This is a genomic window from Alkalicoccus chagannorensis DSM 18086 (assembly GCF_000429725.1).
GTDB classification, from domain to species: Bacteria; Bacillota; Bacilli; order Bacillales; family Salisediminibacteriaceae; genus Alkalicoccus; species Alkalicoccus chagannorensis.
Genome location: NZ_KE386944.1, coordinates 199,087 through 219,507, shown reverse-complemented (window position 1 = coordinate 219,507; position 20,421 = coordinate 199,087). Strand labels below are relative to the sequence as shown.

General features: G+C 54.8%; 16 protein-coding genes. 6 read left to right on the top strand and 10 right to left on the bottom strand.

Annotated elements, in window-relative coordinates; genetic code table 11:
* Window positions 1-1,080 precede the first annotated feature (1,080 nt).
* Both G477_RS0116005 and G477_RS0116000 read left to right on the top strand, forming a co-directional pair.
* On the top strand, window positions 1,081-2,439 hold the full coding sequence (locus G477_RS0116005) for an alanine/glycine:cation symporter family protein (RefSeq protein ID WP_026698771.1): 1,359 nt from the start codon (window positions 1,081-1,083) through the stop codon (window positions 2,437-2,439).
* A gap of 80 nt (window positions 2,440-2,519) precedes the next feature.
* Complete coding sequence (locus G477_RS0116000; RefSeq protein WP_026698770.1) at window positions 2,520-3,869, top strand: YjiH family protein; 1,350 nt, start codon at window positions 2,520-2,522, stop codon at window positions 3,867-3,869.
* A 520-nt stretch (window positions 3,870-4,389) separates the two neighbouring features.
* Here G477_RS0116000 and G477_RS0115995 read toward each other — a convergent pair.
* The 5 genes from G477_RS0115995 to G477_RS0115975 all read right to left on the bottom strand — a co-directional run bounded on the left by G477_RS0115995 (window position 4,390) and on the right by G477_RS0115975 (window position 9,153).
* The gene (locus G477_RS0115995) at window positions 4,390-4,770 is read right to left on the bottom strand and encodes a RidA family protein (protein WP_026698769.1); all 381 of its coding nucleotides are present in this window, start codon (window positions 4,768-4,770) and stop codon (window positions 4,390-4,392) included.
* 15 nt (window positions 4,771-4,785) lie between these two features.
* Window positions 4,786-5,739 (bottom strand): type I pantothenate kinase, encoded by a 954-nt coding sequence (gene coaA / locus G477_RS0115990; protein WP_026698768.1) that lies wholly within the window; start codon window positions 5,737-5,739, stop codon window positions 4,786-4,788.
* A gap of 119 nt (window positions 5,740-5,858) precedes the next feature.
* Complete coding sequence (locus G477_RS0115985) at window positions 5,859-6,740, bottom strand: transglutaminase family protein (RefSeq protein ID WP_026698767.1); 882 nt, start codon at window positions 6,738-6,740, stop codon at window positions 5,859-5,861.
* Between the two features lie 15 nt (window positions 6,741-6,755).
* Window positions 6,756-7,700, bottom strand: a complete 945-nt coding sequence (locus G477_RS0115980; protein ID WP_026698899.1) for an alpha-E domain-containing protein — start codon at window positions 7,698-7,700, stop codon at window positions 6,756-6,758.
* Window positions 7,690-9,153 carry a circularly permuted type 2 ATP-grasp protein gene (locus tag G477_RS0115975; protein WP_026698766.1) on the bottom strand — a complete coding sequence of 488 codons (1,464 nt, stop codon included), beginning with the start codon at window positions 9,151-9,153 and terminating at the stop codon, window positions 7,690-7,692. The genes G477_RS0115980 and G477_RS0115975 overlap by 11 nt, the downstream gene beginning before the upstream one ends.
* A gap of 186 nt (window positions 9,154-9,339) precedes the next feature.
* On the opposite strand from G477_RS0115975, the gene G477_RS0115970 reads away from it, so the two are divergent.
* From G477_RS0115970 to G477_RS0115955, 4 genes are all read left to right on the top strand, one after another.
* Window positions 9,340-10,524, top strand: coding sequence for a M20 family metallopeptidase (locus tag G477_RS0115970; RefSeq protein ID WP_026698765.1), 1,185 nt, complete (start codon window positions 9,340-9,342; stop codon window positions 10,522-10,524).
* Window positions 10,525-10,550: 26 nt separating this feature from the next.
* Window positions 10,551-10,907, top strand: coding sequence for a PilZ domain-containing protein (locus G477_RS19975; protein ID WP_035212207.1), 357 nt, complete (start codon window positions 10,551-10,553; stop codon window positions 10,905-10,907).
* Window positions 10,904-11,581, top strand: coding sequence for an aspartate/glutamate racemase family protein (locus G477_RS19970; protein WP_051288134.1), 678 nt, complete (start codon window positions 10,904-10,906; stop codon window positions 11,579-11,581). Before G477_RS19975 ends, G477_RS19970 begins: the two co-directional genes overlap by 4 nt.
* 64 nt (window positions 11,582-11,645) lie before the next feature.
* A complete protein-coding gene (locus G477_RS0115955; protein WP_026698764.1) occupies window positions 11,646-12,311 on the top strand; it encodes a type 1 glutamine amidotransferase domain-containing protein in 666 nt (221 codons plus the stop codon).
* Between the two features lie 921 nt (window positions 12,312-13,232).
* Here G477_RS0115955 and G477_RS0115945 read toward each other — a convergent pair.
* The 5 genes from G477_RS0115945 to G477_RS20680 form a co-directional block, all read right to left on the bottom strand.
* On the bottom strand, window positions 13,233-14,267 hold the full coding sequence (locus G477_RS0115945; RefSeq protein ID WP_026698763.1) for a GGDEF domain-containing protein: 1,035 nt from the start codon (window positions 14,265-14,267) through the stop codon (window positions 13,233-13,235).
* Between the two features lie 334 nt (window positions 14,268-14,601).
* Window positions 14,602-14,973 (bottom strand): YidH family protein, encoded by a 372-nt coding sequence (locus G477_RS19965; protein WP_035212205.1) that lies wholly within the window; start codon window positions 14,971-14,973, stop codon window positions 14,602-14,604.
* A gap of 11 nt (window positions 14,974-14,984) precedes the next feature.
* Window positions 14,985-16,628 (bottom strand): glutamine--tRNA ligase/YqeY domain fusion protein, encoded by a 1,644-nt coding sequence (locus G477_RS0115935; RefSeq protein WP_026698762.1) that lies wholly within the window; start codon window positions 16,626-16,628, stop codon window positions 14,985-14,987.
* Window positions 16,621-17,832: a class I SAM-dependent rRNA methyltransferase gene (locus G477_RS0115930; protein WP_026698761.1), complete on the bottom strand. Its 1,212-nt coding sequence runs from the start codon at window positions 17,830-17,832 to the stop codon at window positions 16,621-16,623. The genes G477_RS0115935 and G477_RS0115930 overlap by 8 nt, the downstream gene beginning before the upstream one ends.
* A gap of 479 nt (window positions 17,833-18,311) precedes the next feature.
* Window positions 18,312-20,309 carry a tetratricopeptide repeat protein gene (locus G477_RS20680; protein WP_026698760.1) on the bottom strand — a complete coding sequence of 666 codons (1,998 nt, stop codon included), beginning with the start codon at window positions 20,307-20,309 and terminating at the stop codon, window positions 18,312-18,314.
* Window positions 20,310-20,421 lie beyond the last annotated feature (112 nt).

Sequence of the window (20,421 nt, the reverse complement as noted above, 5' to 3'; positions counted from 1 at the left end):
ATCAAGCATCCAAGCGGCGCAGGAATCCGCCTTCCACCCGGCAGGACATTTTATGCTTTCTTACGAAGCGAAGAAAAAGTGGCTTGTCTGCCGCTTCTTTTGAGTCTCGCATCTCTCTTTGAGCCAGATAATGACTCCTTTGAGCTGCTTTCTCCTTGCATCCAGGACGCTTTCCTTCTGTCATGGAGCCACGACCGCTCCCTCTGGCCATCGAGCACCGTTCCACTGCTGCTCGAAAGGGGGAAAGGCGGCGGCCGTTCATCCTCATTTTCGCCCCGCAGGTAGACATTGCCTCCCTCATCCCCCGCTTATTTATAAAGCTCAATTAAAGGCTGGTGTTGATATAAAAAGGACGCCTGCGGCTCCTTTTTCTTCGCTTGCCGCGGAGAAATCCTTCCGCTGTCCCTTCCTTTCGTCCGGGATGATCGTCACGCTTTCTTTATCCGCAGGCGTCTCGAAAAAGAGCCTGGGCCTGCTTCGTTTAATAGAAGTTTCTTTTCTTTCAAAAAGACGCAGCGAAGACCGGCGGACGCCTGTGGAAGAAGGAGATCGGAAGATCCCGCAGGGCGTGAGACCGAGGAAGCTGGAGATTTCCTCCACGGCAAGCCTGCCGAGTTGCAGCGGCGTTTTCTGTCATTATCAACAATAAACAAGAACAGAGCTTTATTTAAAGCTGCCTTGAAAATAGAACATAGGAGTGTTCATCTATCATGGTGCAGTGAGGTTGCGTGAGTGTCTCTGTTCAAGCTTGATGTTGTTATTTGATGAAAGCAGCGATAGGCGGCGACGCTCAAGGGATACGCGCCGTCCGCACATCCTCCTTCGCTTCGCGAAAGATTGTGGAGGACAAGCCCCTGAGCAAGCGTCCGCCGAAAGCGGATGAAATCAACAACGCACGATAACATAGCCATTTATAAAGAAATATCTGTATCCTCTCATCCCCGTCATCAGCCTTTTTTCTTTGGGGGTCGTTGAAATTTGTGACGAAAATTTGAAATTTTTTCTTTCTATTTTTTGTTTTCTGAATATAATGAAAGAGTAGGCACATACAAAATATAGAAAGAAAGAGGGGGAACAAACATGCAGGAACAGCTCATGAACATCATTGGTGCCATCAGTGACGTCGTCTGGGGGATACCGACGCTCGTACTGATTCTCGGTACCGGCTTATACTTAACCGTCCGACTAGGGTTTCTTCAATTCCGGTCCCTCTTTTACGGACTCAAGCTGGCGTTCAGCCCCAGCAGACAGGACAAAAAATCAGAAGGAGACATCAGTCACTTTGAAGCACTGACGACCGCGCTGGCGGCGACCATTGGTACCGGTAACATTGCCGGTGTGGCAACAGCCGTCGTGCTCGGGGGTCCAGGTGCGGTATTCTGGATGTGGATCAGTGCGCTTTTTGGCATGGCCACAAAATATGCCGAGGCGATTCTCGCGGTCAAATACCGTGAGAAAAACAGCAAAGGCCAGTTCTCCGGCGGCCCGATGTATTATATTGAAAAAGGCCTCGGGCTGAAATGGCTGGCGGTGCTGTTTGCTTTTTTCGGTGCATTCGCCGCGTTCGGTATCGGCAACATGGTGCAGTCCAACTCCGTCTCCCTTGCGCTCGATGAAGCTTTCGACGTGCCGCTCTGGATCACCGGACTCATCCTGACGTTTGCAGCCGGACTCGTCATCATCGGCGGCATCCGGGCGATCGGCCGGGTGACGGCCTTCATCGTTCCGTTCATGGCTTTGTTCTACGTGGCCGCAGGGATCCTGATCATGATCCTTAACTGGGAACTCGTTCCTGGTGCAGTCGCTTTCATCTTTACTGATGCCTTTACTGGTCAGGCCGTCGCCGGTGGTGCTGTCGGTGCCGTGATCCGCTGGGGTGTAGCACGCGGGGTCTTCTCGAACGAAGCCGGCCTCGGTTCTGCCCCGATTGCAGCTGCTGCTGCCCGGACGGACTATCCGGGACGTCAGGCACTCGTATCCATGACACAGGTGTTTATCGATACCATCATCGTCTGTTCAATCACCGGTATCGTCATCGTTATGGGTGACATGTACATCGGCGGCGAAGACGGTTCTGCCCTCACCTCCGCCACGTTTGAGTTCTTCTTGAGCGGGTTCGGAGGAATGATCGTCTCGATCGGGATCGTCTTCTTTGCTTTCTCGACGATCCTCGGCTGGTCCTATTACGGGGAGAAATGTTTCGGCTATATTTTCAGTGAGAAGGCCATTCCGTTCTACCGTGTTGCCTTCGTCGCTGCGATCTTTGTCGGTGCCGTTGTTGAACTCGACCTCGTATGGGGAATCGCAGACGTGATGAACGGCCTCATGGCGATTCCGAACCTGATCGGCCTTCTCGGTCTGACCGGTGTCGTCGTTGCCGAAACGAACCGTTTCGTCAAAGTCATGCGGGAGGAAAAAGAACGCGACCTCCGCAGCTGATGCGCTATTGATTTTCTTCTGCCTCTCGATTAAAATTAACGCTTGTGAATAAATATAATTCGTTCTCGGGGGTGCCAGGCATGTCCAACCGTTCACCACTTGCCTTTATCGTCTTCTCCCTGATCGGTGTCGCGCTTTTCATGACACCGATTCCAGTGGAAGACGGCTTTACCATACCAGTAGCTGTTCTCTCTGATTTGATGCAGGATGTACTCGGTGCGGCGATTCAGCCGATCATCGTGATTCTCATCTGGATCAGCTTTCTCGGTACATTGATTCAGAAGGGATTCCGTCCGCACGCGCTGGATCAATATGAATTTGCCAGAAGCCTGTTCGATGTATCTTTATTCTGGTTTGTCGTCCGTCTCGTCGCTGCTGTCCTGACCGTTCTCGTCTACTTTGAACTCGGTCCTGCGTTTCTCTGGGATCCGTTTGTCGGCGGCCTGCTGCTCGACGACCTGCTGCCGACCTTGTTTACCATCTTTTTCTTTGCCGGCTTTTTCCTGCCGCTGCTGCTGAATTTCGGCCTGCTCGAGTTCTTCAGCGGTCTGCTGACAAAAGTGATGCGCCCGCTGTTCACCCTGCCGGGACGTTCTTCGATCGACTCGCTGACGTCGTGGCTCGGGGATGGGACCGTCGGGGTTATCCTGACGAACAAGCAGTACGAAGACGGCCACTATACGCAGCGCGAAGCGGCCGTCATCGGGACGACCTTCTCGGTTGTCTCCATCACCTTCGCCCTTGTCGTGATAGCGCAGGTCGAGCTGGAGCACATGTTCCTGCAGTTCTACGGCACGGTTATTATCGCTGGTTTTATCACGGCGCTGATCATGCCGCGGATTCCGCCGCTGTCTTGGAAAAAGGACATCTATTACGATGGGACAGCTCAACTGAAAGATGAGTCTGTTCCGGAAGCATACCGCGGGAAATCGTTCGCCGTGGTCCGGTACGGCTTTGATGAAGCAGCGAAACGCGCCGCGCAGAACAGCAGTGTGAAGGCGTTCTTCACGCAAGGAGCGAAAACGGTCGGTGACTTGTGGCTCGCGGTTACCCCCGTCGTGATGGCCTTCGGTACGATTGCCGTCATTATCGCGGAAGAGACAGCGTTTTTCACGTGGCTCGGAGCTCCGTTTGTGCCGCTGCTGCAGCTCATGGCGGTGCCGGAAGCAGCCGAAGCTTCGGCGACGCTGCTCGTCGGCTTTGCTGATATGTTCCTGCCTGCTATTTTTGCAGCTGGCATTGAAAGTGAGATGACCCGTTTCATCATCGCCAGCGTCTCCGTGACGCAGCTCATTTTCCTATCAGAAGTCGGCGGGGTGCTGCTCGCATCGAAAATTCCGGTCTCGTTCGGAGCGATGTTCGTTATCTTCCTCCAGCGTACCCTGATTTCTCTGCCGATCATTGTCGGTATTGCCCATCTCCTCTTTTAATCGATTGTTCGTTTCCCATTGATTGGGTGATCGTCCCCCGCGCCAGCATCAGCTCCGGCGCGGGGGTTTTTCTGTCTTCGGCTGCTTCTCCCCGAAGGCCCCTGATCCAGGTCCGGGATAAACCGTGACGACTCGACAGGCAAAGCATGTCGACAGGTCCCTACAACCTCGACGCCCCAAGCCAAAAGCCCGTCGCCCCGGAGAAAAAGCGCGCCAAACGGCTTCTACCCCGCCATACGAGGCGAGAGGTACGTCGAGGTATGCCGTGAACCCTGTCGACTCACGCCGAAACTTCGCCACGACGCCGCAGGCACCTTCTCCCTTCCCTTCTGCTCGAAAGGAGCACATACCAGCGCCGGCCCGAGGCGGCGCTGCATAAGATACCACCACACTCAGTATTGTTAACGAAGACAACGATGCATTGACGCTCCCGGGACACCCTCATCAACGTTTCTACTTCTTTTAAGCCAAAAAGAAAAAGCTCCATCGATGAACGATAGAGCTTTCTCCAATGTATTCGTTATGTTGCTGCGACAACCTCTACCTCGACGAGTGCCCCTTTCGGCATTTTCGAAATCTCGATGGCACTGCGTGCCGGATACGGTTCCTGCAGATACGAAGCATAGATGTCGTTGACGAGTGCAAAGTCATCCATTTCTTTTAAGAAGATGAGTGCTTTGACGATGCCGTCCATGTCCGTTCCTGCTGCTTCGAGGATCGACTGGACATTTTTCATGACTTGGTGTGCCTGGGCTTCCACGCCGCCTTCCACCAGATGGCCGGTGGCCGGATCGAGGCCGATCTGACCGGACGTATAGACGAACCCGTTCACCTCTACTGCCTGGGAATAAGGCCCGATGGCTTCCGGTGCCTGATTGGTATGAATGATTTTTTTCGTCATAGTATCCCTCCTGCGCTATATTTTACGCATTTTGATCTGGTTGACCAAGTGATGGGGCCCTTTGCGCAGAATTAAATCAGCCCGATTTTTCGTCGGACGGATGTTGTAGATGAGGTTCGGATGGTTGATCCGGTTCCAGATCCCTTCCGCAAACGATTCCGCCTCCTCATCCGAGAGATCCGCATACTTATTAAAGTACGAGGCAGGGTTTCGGAACGCTGTACTACGGAGTGTTTTGAACCGCTCGACGTACCAGCGGAACACATCGGCCTCATCGGCATCCACGTAGATCGAGAAATCGAAGTAATCCGAAACCGATACCTCTTCCTCCTCCTGGTCGTGGGCGTGCCTCGGCGGCTGCAGCACGTTGATGCCTTCGATAATGACAATGTCCGGCTGTTCCACGACCTGCGTCTCTTCGAGTACATCGTACGTGATGTGCGAATAGAGCGGTGCTTCGACCTGCGGCTTGCCGGATTTCACATCCGCAAGGAAGCGGAGCAGTTTCTGCACGTTATAGCTTTCCGGGAAGCCTTTTTTGTTCATGATGCCCCGCTCTTCCAGCTCCTCGTTGCTGTATAGAAAGCCGTCGGTCGTGACGAGATCCACGTTCGGATGCTCCTCCCACCGGGACAGCAGGGTCCGCAGCACACGAGCAAGCGTACTTTTGCCGACAGCGACACTGCCGGCAATACCGATAATATAGGGCACTTTCTTTTCCTGTTTCTGCAGGAAAATCGAGCGGCTCCGGTAAAGCTCCTGGGAAGCCATCGTATGAAGATGGATCAGCCTCGTGAGCGGGAGGTAGATGTCGGCAATCTCATCCATGTTGAGCACATCGTTGAGTCCTTTCAGCTGCTCAATCTCCTCCTGCGTTACTTTCATCGAATAAGATTCGCGGAGCGCGGCCCATTCTTTTCTTGAAAAAGTCATAAATGGCGTGACGTTATCAATAACACCCATAGTCATGTCTCATCCCTCGTTCAATGATCATCATTCTGCCTATTTTCTCATAGACAGTATCCATTTTCGAGGTTTCTGTCTGAAGAAACCGCTTTCCCGATTATATCTTTTGATCATCGAAATAGCTAGTCCCTGAGAGACATTTCCGGATATTCATGATGCTCCAAAAGCTGCACGCTCACTTTCACTTCCAGCCGCTGACTGCCGCCGCGGTAGACGCCCTGCACCGGACTCGTGTCGTTATAGTCCCGGCCTACGCCGACGCGGATGTGCTGCTCGAGCGCTTCCACGTTGTTGGTCGGATCCAGGCCGACCCAGCCGATGCCCGGGATCATGACTTCCACCCAGGCGTGTGTTGCTGCATCCCCGATCAGCGCGGAGTCTTCTCCTACGTAGAGATAGCCGCTCACGTAGCGGGACGGGATTCCTTTTGCCCGCAGAATGGCAATCATCACATTGGCGTAATCCTGACAGACTCCCCGCTCCAGATCGAACGATTCCGTTCCCCCGGTGTGCACACCGGTTGCTTCGGGATCGTACGTGAAGCGGTTATAGACGAAATCCATCACGCGGAGCACACAGTCCACCGGATTCGACAGGTCCCCCAGCTCCCGGAGCACGTAGTCCACCTGGTCCTGCCGCAGATGCGTCGGCGGGGTTTCCGACAGGAAGGAGAGATAATGGGATCGGAACAGTTCGGAACGGAAAATCGTATCCATTTCCGGCGTAAAGGCAACCATCCGGATAAACGGACTCTTCTGGATGCTGACATAGGAGGTCGTTTTGACCTGCAGCCGGCTGTGCGGTTCCGCGATAAAGAAACTCTCCACGGTGTTCCCCCAGATATCGGTGTGTTCCTTCGTCAGTGTCACCGGCGTAATCTCCGGGCTGTAGGAGAGCAGCCGCTGGCATTCATCGGTCCGCGGCTTCAGTCTGATATGGTTCAGGCTCTGATCGACGCAGGTGTCATACGTAAAGTCGTTGATGTGTTCAATTCTGTATTTCATGATGCAGACTCCTCCTTAGTACAAATAATACGTCGAAGCAAATACGGAGCCGATTCTGCCGCAGCTGTTCTGGAAGTCATCCAGGAACGGGCCGATTTCCCGCGCGGTCCGCTTGCGGAACTTGATTTTCACGAAGTCGTCCATCACCCGGTCCAGCGCGAAAAACAAATCCTCGGAATAATGGGAGACCTGGCCGTGCTCCAGCTTCAGTACCGCTTCTCTGACGTGTTCCATGCAGTATTCAATCGAACGTGGGAATTGCTCATAAGAAAGAAGGAACGGGAGCACGTACTGCGGCTCCATCGTCGGCGGGAAGCGCTTCAGGTAGGCATCGTAGCCGTTCAAAAACTGCAGGGCACTCAGCCAGTAATAATAGTCGGCGTGCAGTTCATCTTCCGACTCCATCGTCTTCTCACAGACCACGTTGAGCACGCGGGCTGTTTTCTCCGCCCGTTCGAGCCACTTCCCGATTTTGATAAAATGATACGATTCCTCCCGAAGCATGGAGGACTCAATGATTCCTTGAATCGTATACGACAGCTGTTTTACTTCCCGCAGGAACCGATGCACTTCCTGCACCGTCCACGTGCCGTTGAATTCCTGTATCGCGAGGTAGCGCTCATTGAGGAGCTGCCACAATTCTTCCGGCAGCACGTCCCGTGTCGCTCTCGCATTCTGCCGGGCATAGCCGAGGCAGTTGGTGATCGAATTAATGTTGCGGTCATCAAACGTGATATAGGAGGCGACCGATTCCGCTGTACAATCCTCGTAGAAAGCACGGTACTCCGTCACTCCTGCACATATTTCCAGGACGGCTTCCCAGTCCCGGACAGCACCCGTACTGTACTCCGGGGACTCCAGTGCATTGATCAGCCTTGATTCCAGCGTCCGGGCGTTGCTCTCCGCCCGTTCGATGTTCCTCGACATCCAGAAAAGCCCTGCGGCCGTTCTACTCAGCATGCTGCGGTCCCCCCCTTCTCATGACCCAGGTGTCTTTGCCCCCGCCGCCCTGCGACGAGTTGACGACCAGGGACCCTTCCTTCAGCGCTACGCGGGACAGTCCTCCCGGAAGAACGTGAATATCGTCTGATCCGACCGCATATACGCGCAGGTCCACGTGGCACGGATAAAACCGCTGCTGCTGAAAGGCAGGCGCCCGGGAGAGCTGGATGGTCGGCTGGGCAATATACTGTTCCGGCTTCGCTTCAATCTGGCGCCGGAACTGCTCCCGCTGCTCGGCCGTCGACTGGGGTCCGATCAGCATGTCATAACCGCCGGAAGCACCGACGTTTTTAATGACGAGCTCATCAAGCCGCTGCAGCACATCGTCTCTCGTCTCTTTATCCCGGAGGAAGTACGTATCCACATTCGGGATGAGCGGATCCTCGCCGAGGTAATAGCGGATCATTTCCGGCACGTAGGCATAAATCTCTTTGTCATCCGCGACGCCGTTTCCGACGGCATTGAGTACCGCGGCATTGCCTTTCTCCACCGCCCGCATAAGGCCGGCGACGCCGATTTCGGAATCGGGACTGAAAACTTCCGGATCAAGAAAATCATCGTCAATGCGCCGGTAGATGATGTCTACCCGCTTCAGGCCGCGGACCGTTTTCATGAAGACAACATCGTCTTTCACCAGCAGATCCTGCCCTTCAACAAGTTCGATTCCCATCTGCTGGGCCAGAAACACATGATCGTAGTAGGCAGAATTATACATCCCTGCCGTCAGCAGCACGGCAGTCGGGTTGTCCGGGTTCGGTGCATGTACCGGCACGTGGCTTAACAGCGCCTGATGTAAACGGCTCATCTGATGTTCGAGGGTCCAGATATCGTGTTCAAAAAACAGTTCCGGGAATACTTTCCGCATCACAAAACGGTTCTGAAACACGTAGGAGAGACCGGATGGATTCCGTAGATTGTCTTCCAGCACCCGGTAGGTCCCTTCGTTATCCCGAATCAGGTCGATCCCGGCAAGAAAAATATGGTTATTGTGCGGCAGCTTCAGGCCGGAAGCCTGCTGCTCGTAAAAGTACTGGTTGTTTTCCACTACCTCCCGCGGAACGATGCGGTCATGGATGATTTCTCTCTCCTGGTATACATCCTCCAGGAAGTGGTTCAGGGCGCGGACACGCTGCTTAATGCCAGCCTCAATCCGTTCCCAGTCTTCGTCAGGAATAATGATCGGTACAAAGTCAAACGGCATCGTCCGTTCCGTACCGCCTTCTTCATGGTAGACCGTGAACGTGATTCCCTGCCGCAGGAAGCTCAGCTGGGCTGTTTCATGTTTCTCGTGGAGCTCTTTCATCTCCATGGAATGGAGCAGCCGGTGGAATTTCTCATAGTGGGGTCTCGCTTGACCGGCTTCCTTCATCATTTCATCATAAAATGAAGAAACAGGATAATTTTTCAGCATGTACACCGCCTCCGATGCAGTAAAATTCGGATTTTTCTTACTTTTATTATTATACCATTATCTGCAGAAAATTACCCCGATTCTTTCCATATGGGCAGACTTCCCTTGTTGCTCCCATCTGCCTGCGGTAAAGTAGAAACCAGCAGGAACTGCCGGCACCGCCGGAGAAAGAGGGAGGATATCGTCATGTATGAAAAACAGATTCAGGAAGTAACAGAGGAACTTGAACCACGCCTGTACGAGGTGAGTCAGTATATTGGAGCAAATCCCGAGCTCGGCGGCGAGGAGTTTCTCGCTCAGGAAGCTCTCGTCTCTCTGCTCCGCGACCATGGCTTTTCGGTGCACACCGAGGTCGAAGGGCAGCCGGAGACCGCTTTTACCGCTGTAAAAGATTCCGGCCGGCCGGGCGCTGCCGTCGGATTCATGTGCGAATACGATGCGCTTCCAGAGATCGGCCATGCCTGCGGCCACCACTTGATCGGCACCCAGGGAGCAGCGGCAGCCATTGCTGCTTCGTCCCTGCTGGAGGAGACCGGCGGCGCCGTGTATGTATACGGAACACCGGCAGAAGAAACGAACGGGGCCAAAGTAACGATGGCAGAGGATGGCATGTTCGATCATCTCGATGCTGCCATGATGGCCCATCCATCTTCTGCTTTTGTCCAAAGTGGTTCCTCCCTCGCGATGGATGCCGTCGAATTTTCGTTTCACGGGAGGACCTCGCACGCTGCTGCCGCTCCAGAAGAAGGCATCAATGCCCTCGATGCCGTCATCCAGACGTTCAACGCGGTCAACGCGCTGCGTCAGCATGTGACGCCGGACGTGCGCATGCACGGCGTCATTCCAAACGGAGGCTCGGCCGCCAACGTCGTACCCGCCTTCGCGTCAGCCCAGTTCTACGTGCGTGCAGCAACGAGAGACGGGCTGAATCCAGTAACGGAAAAAGTGAAAAACTGTGCCCGGGCAGCAGCAACGGCCACCGGAGCAGAACTCGAGATCCGCAACTATGAATATTCCTACGATGACATGCAGACGAACCGGACGCTCTCCACTCTCTTTACGAAGCATCTGCAGCAGCAGGGAGTCAGACCGGAGGAAATCCATGAACAGGACGGCGGATCGGGCTCGATTGATATGGGGAACGTCAGCCAGCGCTGTCCAGCCATTCACCCATACATCCGCATTTCACGCATGCCGATCACGGCCCACACGACCGGCTTCCGCGATGCAGCATTGAGCCGCGAAGGCTTTGACGGCATGCTGCTCGGTGTCCGCACGCTGGCCGGCACCGCTGCTGATATTCTGGCAAACGACGATATTCGGCAGGAAATCCGGAACGAATTCGACACTGCCACGCATACTACTGTCTAGTTTCAGCATGGAAAGGAGACGAACCGATGAGCTCACGACGACGTAAGGAACCTCTCCGCTACACGTTCGGCCTTCCGATTGATACGACGTTCTATATCAGCCGGGTGCAGGGCGAATCCCGCGAGTCCAAAAAAGGAAAAGGGGTATTAGAAGACCTCAGCCCGGGCGGCATGCGGATGCGGACCGGACTGAACCTGCCTGACTCTGATTACCACCTCACCTTTTCCTTTGAACTGGCCGGCATGGTGATCGAGCCTGTAGGCAGAATCGTCTGGAAAGCCGTCAAAGGGGAGCAGTTCCAGTACGGCATCGACTTTGTCAGCGAAGCCTACGAGCAGGATATCATCCGCGCACTCAAGTCTTACGCCCGGGAACAGCAGTGAGGCGGCTCGGACTCGTCGGCGGCATGAGCTGGGAGACAACCCTGATCTACTACCGGCGCCTTCATGAAGAAGCAGCCGCGGCGCATGGCCCGCTCACCCCGGCACCACTCCTGCTCGATACCGTCGATTTCCCGGCGCTGATCGGTCTTCAAGATCAGGCAGACTGGACGGGGGCTGCCGACCTTCTCGGCGGTTGTGCCCGGAGGCTGGAGGCGGCAGGCGCTGAGGCGGTCGCGCTCTGTTCCAACACCGCCCATCTCGCAGCAGACGGGGTGCAGGAGCAGCTCGACGTCCCGCTCCTCTCCATTGTCGATGCCGTGCTGGAGGCACTGCCGGCCGGAACCAGGAAGCCGCTCCTTCTCGGCACGGCCTATACGATGCAGTCCCCGCTCTTCACCCGCCCGCTGGAGCAGAGGGGAATGATGCCGCTGCTTCCTACTGAGAACGACCAGCAGTGGCTCCAGGACACCATTTTCGAGGAACTCGCAGCCGGCATCGTTCGTCCGCAGGCACAGGATCACCTTCACCGGATGGTGGCTGCGTCTGACGCGGACTGCCTTCTCCTCGCGTGCACCGAACTTACTCTGTTCGACTACCCCGCAGGCCGGCCAAAAGTAGATTCGCTCGAAGCTCATGTCGGGCAGCTGAGCCGCTGGATGCTCGCGGATGTTTAGCCGGCGGACAATCCGGGAAACTTACTTTCTGTAACCGTAACGAACGATTAGAGGAGGAATCATGATGAGTAAAAACGTACTGATTGTCGTAACAAGCGCAGATAAAATCGCAGAAAATGATACAGGCCTGTGGCTCGAAGAATTCGCCGCACCTTACGTCACATTCGTCCAGCAGGGCTATGATGTCACGGTGCGCAGCATGGAAGGCGGTCAAGTGCCGCTCGACCCGAACAGCCTGCCTGAAGAAGAAAAAGTAGAATGGCAGGAAGCGCAGGCAAAGCTTGCGAATACCGAAAAACTGTCGGAAGACGATGTAAAAGCCGGCTACGATGCCGTATTTCTGCCGGGTGGACACGGAACGGTCTTCGACTTCCCGGACAGCCTGATGCTGCAGAAGCTGATTAAAGATCACTATGAAAACGGTGCTGTCGTCGGCTCTGTCTGCCACGGTCCGACGTCCCTCGTTCATGTTACTCTGTCGGACGGGACACCGCTCGTGAAAGATAAGAAGGTCAATGCCTTTACCGATGAGGAAGAAAAAGACATGGGACTGGAAAGCGCGGTGCCATTCCTGCTCGAATCCACGCTCCGTGAAAAAGGAGCCGAATTCGTCCGCGGGGATAACTGGACAGACTTCTCCGTCCGCGACGGCCGCCTTGTCACAGGACAGAACCCAATGTCCAGCCAGAGCACGGCGGATAAAATCGTCGAAGCACTGAACAGCAACTAATCCATTCCATTGGAAGCCCGGCAGCCAAAGCACACAATGCTTTGGCTGCCGGCTTTTTTATTGTTTTTTTCTACAGCCGCGGGAGGCGGCAGGAGATACAGTCAAGGCAGCTGTCGGGAGGAGCCGTATTCTATGGACAAAAGCTTAGAGCGCCTAATGGTCAGAACGGGGATGCAGCGTCGCTGCTGGTTTTTGAAGGGAAGAAAGCGGTTTTCCTTCTTCCCGCGCAGCCGACAAAGCCGCGTCCCCCTGTATAAGAACGTATACTGCCCGTGTGAAAAAATGTCTGCACGTCGCCTGTATGAACCAACCTCGAACAAAAGCGCAAAGCGCCTTTTGGTCGGAACGGCGTGCGGAAGCGCTGCAAGCTTTTTGAGGGAAGAAAACGTTCTTTGTTTCTTCCCGAGCAGCGCATGGAGCCGCCGTCACACTGTATGAAAACTTATACATTTTTATCATGCGAAAAGCGCGTCGCTTTCGGTGAAAAAGGCGACGCTTCCGCTTCGAAAGCGAGCGGGTCGAGGTCCTCTATCGGGTCGCTCGGCCGATGTTTTGAGCCACTCCCCTCTTTTTGAGCCACTCTCTTCCCGATTAGAGACGCTCCCCCTGCCGCTTCGGGACGCTTCTGTTCTGCATTTGAGCCAATAGCCGGCCCTTTCCTTTCTCCTTACGCCTCTCGAGCTGCCATCTCGGGCCTCCCCTTCTCTGCTCTGCAGCCATGTAGTGCAGTGACTGACCTGAAACTATGTTTCTCTACATATGAAAGGCTTCCGACGATCCATTTCGGATCATCGGAAGCCTGGTTCCTTCGTTGGAATTTCTTCTCCAGCCTCGTCTCTAAGGGACTCTCACCGTGCCGCCCGCGTCGATGTTCGCTTTCCCGAGGCAGCTTGTCCGCTGCCGGCAGGTCATCCGCGTGCCTTATGACCGGTACTGTGCCGATGGCTCCGCTGCTTCTCCGTCCCGGAGCAGCCGGCCTTTCCCTGCCGTTTTTGCTTGATACAGCAGTTCATCTGCACGGGAAACAGCTCGATCGAAGGAAGCTCCGACATCGGCCGCCCCTGCGGTGAAGCTGAACTGGATACCCGGACAGTTCTGGTAGGAGGCCTCCATTTCCTGGAACCCTTCGAGCAGAGAGTCGAACCACGCTGTCGTTTCCGCCCTGGTTTGTCCGGGAAGAATCAGAAGGAATTCTTCTCCGCCCCAGCGGGCAGCCTGGATATCATCCGGAAGCTGTTGAAGCAGACGACCGAAATCCTTCAGCACCATATCCCCCGTACTGTGCCCGAAACGGTCGTTGATCCGTTTGAAATTGTCCAGATCCACCAGCATCACGTGCGCTTCCTCCGTGAGCAGAGCCACCTGATCGAGCAGTGCTCTTCGGTTCAGCAGACCGGTCAGGGAATCGATGTCCGCCTGGTTTTGGATCGTCCCCATCCTATCTTGGTTCACTCTGGTAGACAGCATAATCACACGAACGATGGCCGACACCACCATGCCTGCATTGAAGAGGTAGAAGAAGCCATGGACCGGTGCAGGAAGCGGCGATGGCTGACCTGCCGTGAACAGGTAAAGCAGGATAAAAGAGAAGGCACTCGTCGCGAGCATCCAGATTAACTGGCGCGGCTGCAGCAGCAGAAAACCGACAATCGGAAAAAGGATGAGAAAAAAATACAGGCCAATTTCCCAACCGAGGATCACAGAGCCAATCCCCACGTGAACGAGCGTCGATCCGTAAAGAATAAGAAAGGAAGCAGCCGGCCTGTACACCAGTCCAGTCATTCGCACTCCCAGCAGGACGAGCGCACTTAGCAAATTGATGGCGGCGAGCACAGCGAAGTCAAAGAAAAGAAAAGCAGTGACTACGGCGGCATGGGCCGTGGCCGCCAGGCTCATCATATGCACGGTGTCCTTCTCCGTAAACAGCTGTATAAACGGGGCACGATAGTTCTCCATAAGCCATCTCCTCCGACTTCCGGTCCTGATCCTGTCCAACAGAGTATTGAACGGATGAAAATGTCCCAACATCCTGGTTTGTGATGTTATCCTTTTCCCTAAAAACACAGAAAATACTACTGCATTTCAGCATATATAAAACTTTTTTCCTGCATGAAAAGGCAACTGTTTTCCACAAAACGCGCTTCTTTTCTATCTTTCATCTTACCAAAGCAGCAGCGCTCTGCGTGAGAACGCCGAGCACGCCAAAAACCGCCTCCAAACGGGAGACGGTCAGGCTGATATCGAGCAGACGACACGCGCGCCTGCGTCCTTCGTCCCGGACAGCGTTGTATTACAGGCGGCCCGATCCGACCGTGAGGGCATAGAGAAAGATGACGGTGAGCACGACCGCTACAAGGACCGCCGTCAGTACGACGGTCGTGGAAGCAGCCCGGTACAGCTGGTCGTTGATGGTCTTTTTGCTGCGGAAATACAGCAGCGTGCCTGCGGAGAGAATCGTCAGGCCGGCCACGAAGGACACGGCACTTACGAGCTGCGCTGCTGTGGAGACAGATTGCCCCGAGATCATCAGCTCGAGACTGAAGACGAGAAAGCCGATCCCCTTCATCGTCAGCGCCGTCCGCACCCAGGCGAGAAACGTCCGCTCATTCGCCAGGTGCTGCTGAATATAGCTGGAATCGGTCGTACGCTGTTCTTCCTTCATCCGGCCGGCCTTTACTTCAGCTTAAACGAGCTTTTCAGCTCGACCACCCGGTTGAACACCGGCGCACCTGGGCTGCTGTCTTTCGGGTCGACGCTGAAGTAGCCGTGGCGGAAGAACTGGAACTTGTCGTAGGCAGTGACATCTGCCATGTTCGGCTCCACAAAGCCGTGCTTGACCGTCAGCGACTCGCTGTTGACGAAGTCCAGGAAGTTATCCCCTTCGGCTTCATCATCAATCAGCCGCTCGTACAGACGGAATTCCGCCGGCACCGCATGTCCGGCTTCTACATAGTGAAGCGTGCCCTTCACCTTCCGTGCATCAAAACCGGATCCGGACTTCGTCTCCGGATCATAGGTGCAGTACAGCTCAGTCACCCGTCCGTTCTCATCTTTTTTGAAATCGTGGCAGTGGATAAAGTATGCGTGCTTGATGCGCACCTCATTGTTCGGGAACAGCCGGAAATATTTTTTCGGCGGGTCTTCCATAAAATCTTCCCGCTCGATGTAAATCTCACGGGAAAATGGAATCTGCCGGGTACCCATCTCCTCATTCTCCGGATTTACTTCTGCCGGAAGCCACTCGGTTTCTCCTTCCGGATAGTTCGTAATAATGACTTTCACCGGATCCAGCACCGCCATCGTCCGTGGTGCCTTCAGTTTCAAGTCCTCCCGCAGGAAGTGCTCCAGCATCCGGACATCGACGAGGTTATCGGCTTTCGAAACCCCGATCTCCCGGCAGAACTGCTTGATCGATTCCGGCGTAAAGCCGCGGCGGCGCAGGCCGGAAATCGTCGGCATCCGCGGGTCGTCCCAGCCGTCGACGAACGCTTCGTCGACGAGCTGCTTCAGCTTCCGCTTGCTCATGACGGTGTTCGTCAAGTTCAGCCGCGCGAATTCAATCTGTTTCGGCTCGGAGGCAAGATCCGCTTTGGCGATCACCCAGTCGTACAGGGGACGCTGATCCTCGAACTCCAGCGTACAGAGCGAATGGGTGACGCCTTCGATCGCATCTTCCAACGGATGGGCAAACGAGTACATCGGATAAATGCACCAGTCGCTTCCCGTATTATGATGATCCGTGTGGGAAATCCGGTACAGCACCGGGTCCCGCAGATTGATGTTCGGCGAGCTCATATCAATCTTGGCCCGCAGCGTTTTTTCTCCGTCAGCAAAGGCGCCGCTGCGCATCTGTTCGAACAGCTCGAGGTTCTCCTCTACACTCCGGTTCCGCGCCGGGCTTTCCTTTCCGGGTTCGGTCAGTGTCCCCCGCAGCTCCCGTACTTCGTCCTGCGACAAGTCTTCCACGTAGGCAAGCCCGCGCTTGATCAGACTGACGGCCTGGTTGTACATCTCTTCAAAATAATTGGAAGCAAAACGGAGGTTCTCCGGCTCATAGCCAAGCCACTCGATGTCTTCTTTGATCGCATCGACATACTCTTTATCCTCTTTCAACGGATTCGTATCGTCAAAACGGAGGTTTGTCGTGCCGCCGAATTCATCCGCCAGCTCGAAGTTGAGCACGATCGACTTCGCATGGCCAATGTGCAAGTAGCCGTTCGGCTCGGGCGGAAAACGGGTCGTGATGCTGTCGTAAGCGCCGCTCTCCATGTCCTCTGTGACGATATGTTTAATAAAGTGGGTGTGGTGTTCACTCATGTGAAGCTCCTCCTTCGGCTATCTTTTTGATGAGATACACTTTCAAGTAGCTGCCTTCCGGGTACTTGTCGTCCTGGACGACATCCTCCGGCACCGACCAGACCGATTCCACCTTGAACGTGCAGTCGGCTTCGGCTGCCGCCTGTTTGATGAATTTCCGGAACCGCCCGTGCGTCATGCCGCCGTGGTTCGTCGAGGCCAGAATATAGCCGCCGGTTTCGGTGACGGCTGCTGCAGATACAAGCAGGGATGGATAGTCCTTGGATGCTTTAAACGTCGTCTGCTTCGTTCTCGCGAAGCTGGGTGGATCGAGGATGACGAGATCCCAGCGCTTCTCCCGCTTCGCTGACCTTTTCAAGTATTGGAAGACGTCATCGACAATAATGTCGTGCGCAGCCGGATCAACGCCGTTCATGCGGAACTGCTCGATCGTCTTTTCCCTGCTCCGGTTCGCCGCGTCAATGTTGGTCGTCGCCGCACCGCCGAGCGCTGCTGCGACAGAGAACGCCCCCGTATACGAAAATGTGTTCAGGACGTTTCTGCCGTCTGCAAGCTCATCCCGGACTTTTCTCCGGACGTCCCGCTGGTCGAGAAAGATGCCCGTCATCGCGCCGTCGTTCAAATACGAGGCGAACGTCATGCCGTTTTCTTTCACCGGAAGCGGCTCCGGTGCCGGGGTGCCCGTCACGAAATCATCATCGGCGACGTATGCGCCACCGTCGCTGAATCGTTTCTTCTCATACACCCCGATGGCATCGGTGTTCTGCAGGATCGCCTCGACAAATACATCTTTGAACGCATACGCGCCGCGGCTGTAAAACTGGATGACATACCAGCGGTCGTAGTAGTCGATGAGGACACCACCGAAGCCGTCCCCTTCCCCGTTGAACAGGCGGAACAGGTTCGTCTCTTCCTGGCCGAAGAAATGTCCCCGCCGGCCGAGCGCGACGATCAGCCGCTTCTGAATCAGCCGTTCGTCGATCGTTTCCGTTTCTTTCGTCGTCACGATCCAGCCGAGCCCTTTGTTCTGACGTCCGTGATACCCGCGGCCAAGAAAATCGCCGCCCTTCGTTTCCAGACGGAATACTTCCCCTTCCTCTTTCAGGGCGCCTGGGTTCGTGAGCGCCTCCTCCATGACAAGCGGATAGCCGTCCCGGTACTGTGCTTCATACGACGGGCTGACCCGCAGAATCTTTTCTTCCATATTGCAGCCTTCTTTCTATTAGTTGAATTTGAACAGAACCAAAGCGCAAAGCGCCTTTTGGTCGGAACGGCGTGCGGCGACGCTGCAGGCTTCTCCAGGGAAGAACAGTTCTTCATTCTTCCCGCGCAGCGTACGAGGCGCCGTCTTCCTGCCAGGACATTCTCTACTATCTTAAGAACACAAAAAAACCGCACCGGTCCCCGTAGAGCCAATACTGCGGTATGCGTGAAGACGCTCTGTTCTTTTCCGGGAGCCTCTGATTACTGCTCGGCACGCGGAAAAAAACAGAGCTTATGCTGTTGCTGCGCGCGATACAGAATCATGCTTTCGTCCCCCGTTTCTCATTTGTATCAACGTACCATACCCGACGCCGGATTGCAACGGGCGCCCTGGCCGCACACCGACGGCTCGTCAGGAACAGAAGAGCGGGCAGAGAGGGCTCCGGCTCACGCGAAAATGCCCTCCCCCCTCCGGGATGCCTACGGGAGGTCCGATAGACCTTCATAAAGTTCGTGCAACAGCTGCTGGTAAGGTGCCCACGCCTGCCGATACAGCGACAGATACCACTGTGCCTCTTCATAGGAGCCTGCCTGATGATACGTCGGCGCCTGCTGGTCGATATCACCAGATGCGAGCATTTTCGCGATGTGCGGATTGCTTTCCACCGCATCCATCATGCTGAATTGTATCATCATCTTCTCTTCCTGGCCGGGAGATTTCGTCGATGTCATCACCTGGTGCAGCAGGAGCGTATAGTCAAACCAGGTATCGTCTGATCCGGATGTTTCAAAACTTTCCAGCAGATGGTCGAGATCCTCCGCTCGCCCCAGTCTGGCATAGCAGGCTCCGAGCAGATACCTCGCTCCCTGGATGTCTTCCGGGGTATGCTGGAGCAGTTCTTCCAGCTCTTTCGCCGCTTGTTCGACGTCTCCAAGCGCGGCATACGTCTCAGCCAGCAGATATTCTGCCCTCAAGTACGGCCGGCTGATGGGATCATGCCATGCTTCTTCTACCTCCTCTACCCGCAGTAGAATGCCGCTGCGAAGATGCATGTTCACCGCTTTCAGCAGGTCGTTGAGCTTCGTCTCGCCCGGTTCGTACGCGGTTGCGCGAAGTGTATAGGCGTCCCCGCAGGAGGGGTCGATCTTCATGGCGTTCTCCGCTGTCCGAATCCGCTCCTCGGGATTATCTTGTTCGTATCCATCGTAGACCATCATCTGTGCCTTTTCCGCAGCTGTTTTTGCTTCGAACAACGCATCCAATCGATGATACAAATCGTTGAAGGTTGCATCTGTATCCGGAAGTCCCTCTCTCGTCATCAGAACGACGATTTGGTACAGACGTTTCTCCATCTCTATCTCGACGGAGGAATTGGTCCAGCGTAACAAGTTGTCCGACTCACGGAGGGCTGGCTCTCCCATTTGATCTTCTGTCTCCCACGCATCAAAGAAAATAGAGAAAAGCTGGCTTTCCAATGCCATGGCCCGGTTTGACACGCTGCCGGGACTTACTCCGTACTTTTGCGCAGCTTCTTTCTGTGTCATCGGCCTGCCGTTCCACCCGAACGCATCATGATGACGGAAGAAGTACTCCAGCGCAGCTGCGGGAACTTCGGGTTTCGGAATCCTCGGTTTCTGCTCCAGCAGATATCGTTCCCAGAGGAATTTCAAGTTCGCCAGGACCTCGCTGCCAGCTCCTTCCTGCAGCAGGGATGTTTCCACCATGTCCCATACGCCTTTATCCTCAGGGGGAAGGGGGATCGGGTCGAAGTATTCCTCCTGCTCCAGTGTGTCTCCCTCTAAAAACAAACGTTCATATACATTGATCCACGAAAAAAAATCTTCGTGGAACGTGACGTCCGCAGGGACCTTTCTCTCGTCCACTTTCTGGATGAAGTGATCTCTCCCTCTTTCTGTCAATGCCAGATCCGGAGGATGAATCATGTAACTCGTTCCATAGGACAGCGGAAAGCCGAATTGATAGAACGTCATGTCTTCCCACTCTCCTGCCTGGTCCTCTTCCGCTGCTCTCACGGGGAAGGTTTCCCCGGTGTACAGATTCCTCGCTTCCCAGGGAAAGCCGGTCTCTATCGAAGGCTTTGTGATTTCAAACAGTCCCGGCTCCGTGTTCGTCCACTGTTCCAGTGCTGCTTTCACCTGAGGCCGGATCTGCTGTTTTTTCTCCCTGGAAACAAAATCCTTCATTTCTGCATTTCCCTTTACCGGATCCAGCAGCATCGAGCCGATGACTTCCAGCTCCAGCCTTACCATCGTTTTATCGCTGTCTCCCTCCTGCGCGATCAGCCGCTTCACCTTCTGGTTGTTCGATATCCCTTCGTCCATCAAACGGCCAAACGCCTGATCCACCTCCTGCTTTACTACGTTCTGGCTAAAGGCCGTCACATTGGACTGCCCACAGCACTTTTTATATTTTTTACCGCTTCCGCACGGACACTTGTCATTCCGACCGACATTCATTTGTTTTCCTCCCTGTCTTGGTTTGTTCCTTCCACTTTACTATACTTTCTGCGCTGAAAAAATATCCGCAGCTCTCGCGGAGGGCATCCCATTGCTCTCCCCTGCTGGGATT

Coding starts and splice junctions, on each gene's coding strand:
- G477_RS0116005 (WP_026698771.1), top strand. CDS start 1,081: ATGCAGGAACAGCTCATGAACATCATTGGTGCCATCAGTGACGTCGTC.
- G477_RS0116000 (WP_026698770.1), top strand. CDS start 2,520: ATGTCCAACCGTTCACCACTTGCCTTTATCGTCTTCTCCCTGATCGGT.
- G477_RS0115995 (WP_026698769.1), bottom strand. CDS start 4,770: ATGACGAAAAAAATCATTCATACCAATCAGGCACCGGAAGCCATCGGG.
- coaA (WP_026698768.1), bottom strand. CDS start 5,739: ATGACTATGGGTGTTATTGATAACGTCACGCCATTTATGACTTTTTCA.
- G477_RS0115985 (WP_026698767.1), bottom strand. CDS start 6,740: ATGAAATACAGAATTGAACACATCAACGACTTTACGTATGACACCTGC.
- G477_RS0115980 (WP_026698899.1), bottom strand. CDS start 7,700: ATGCTGAGTAGAACGGCCGCAGGGCTTTTCTGGATGTCGAGGAACATC.
- G477_RS0115975 (WP_026698766.1), bottom strand. CDS start 9,153: ATGCTGAAAAATTATCCTGTTTCTTCATTTTATGATGAAATGATGAAG.
- G477_RS0115970 (WP_026698765.1), top strand. CDS start 9,340: ATGTATGAAAAACAGATTCAGGAAGTAACAGAGGAACTTGAACCACGC.
- G477_RS19975 (WP_035212207.1), top strand. CDS start 10,551: ATGAGCTCACGACGACGTAAGGAACCTCTCCGCTACACGTTCGGCCTT.
- G477_RS0115955 (WP_026698764.1), top strand. CDS start 11,646: ATGAGTAAAAACGTACTGATTGTCGTAACAAGCGCAGATAAAATCGCA.
- G477_RS0115945 (WP_026698763.1), bottom strand. CDS start 14,267: ATGGAGAACTATCGTGCCCCGTTTATACAGCTGTTTACGGAGAAGGAC.
- G477_RS19965 (WP_035212205.1), bottom strand. CDS start 14,973: ATGAAGGAAGAACAGCGTACGACCGATTCCAGCTATATTCAGCAGCAC.
- G477_RS0115935 (WP_026698762.1), bottom strand. CDS start 16,628: ATGAGTGAACACCACACCCACTTTATTAAACATATCGTCACAGAGGAC.
- G477_RS0115930 (WP_026698761.1), bottom strand. CDS start 17,832: ATGGAAGAAAAGATTCTGCGGGTCAGCCCGTCGTATGAAGCACAGTAC.
- G477_RS20680 (WP_026698760.1), bottom strand. CDS start 20,309: ATGAATGTCGGTCGGAATGACAAGTGTCCGTGCGGAAGCGGTAAAAAA.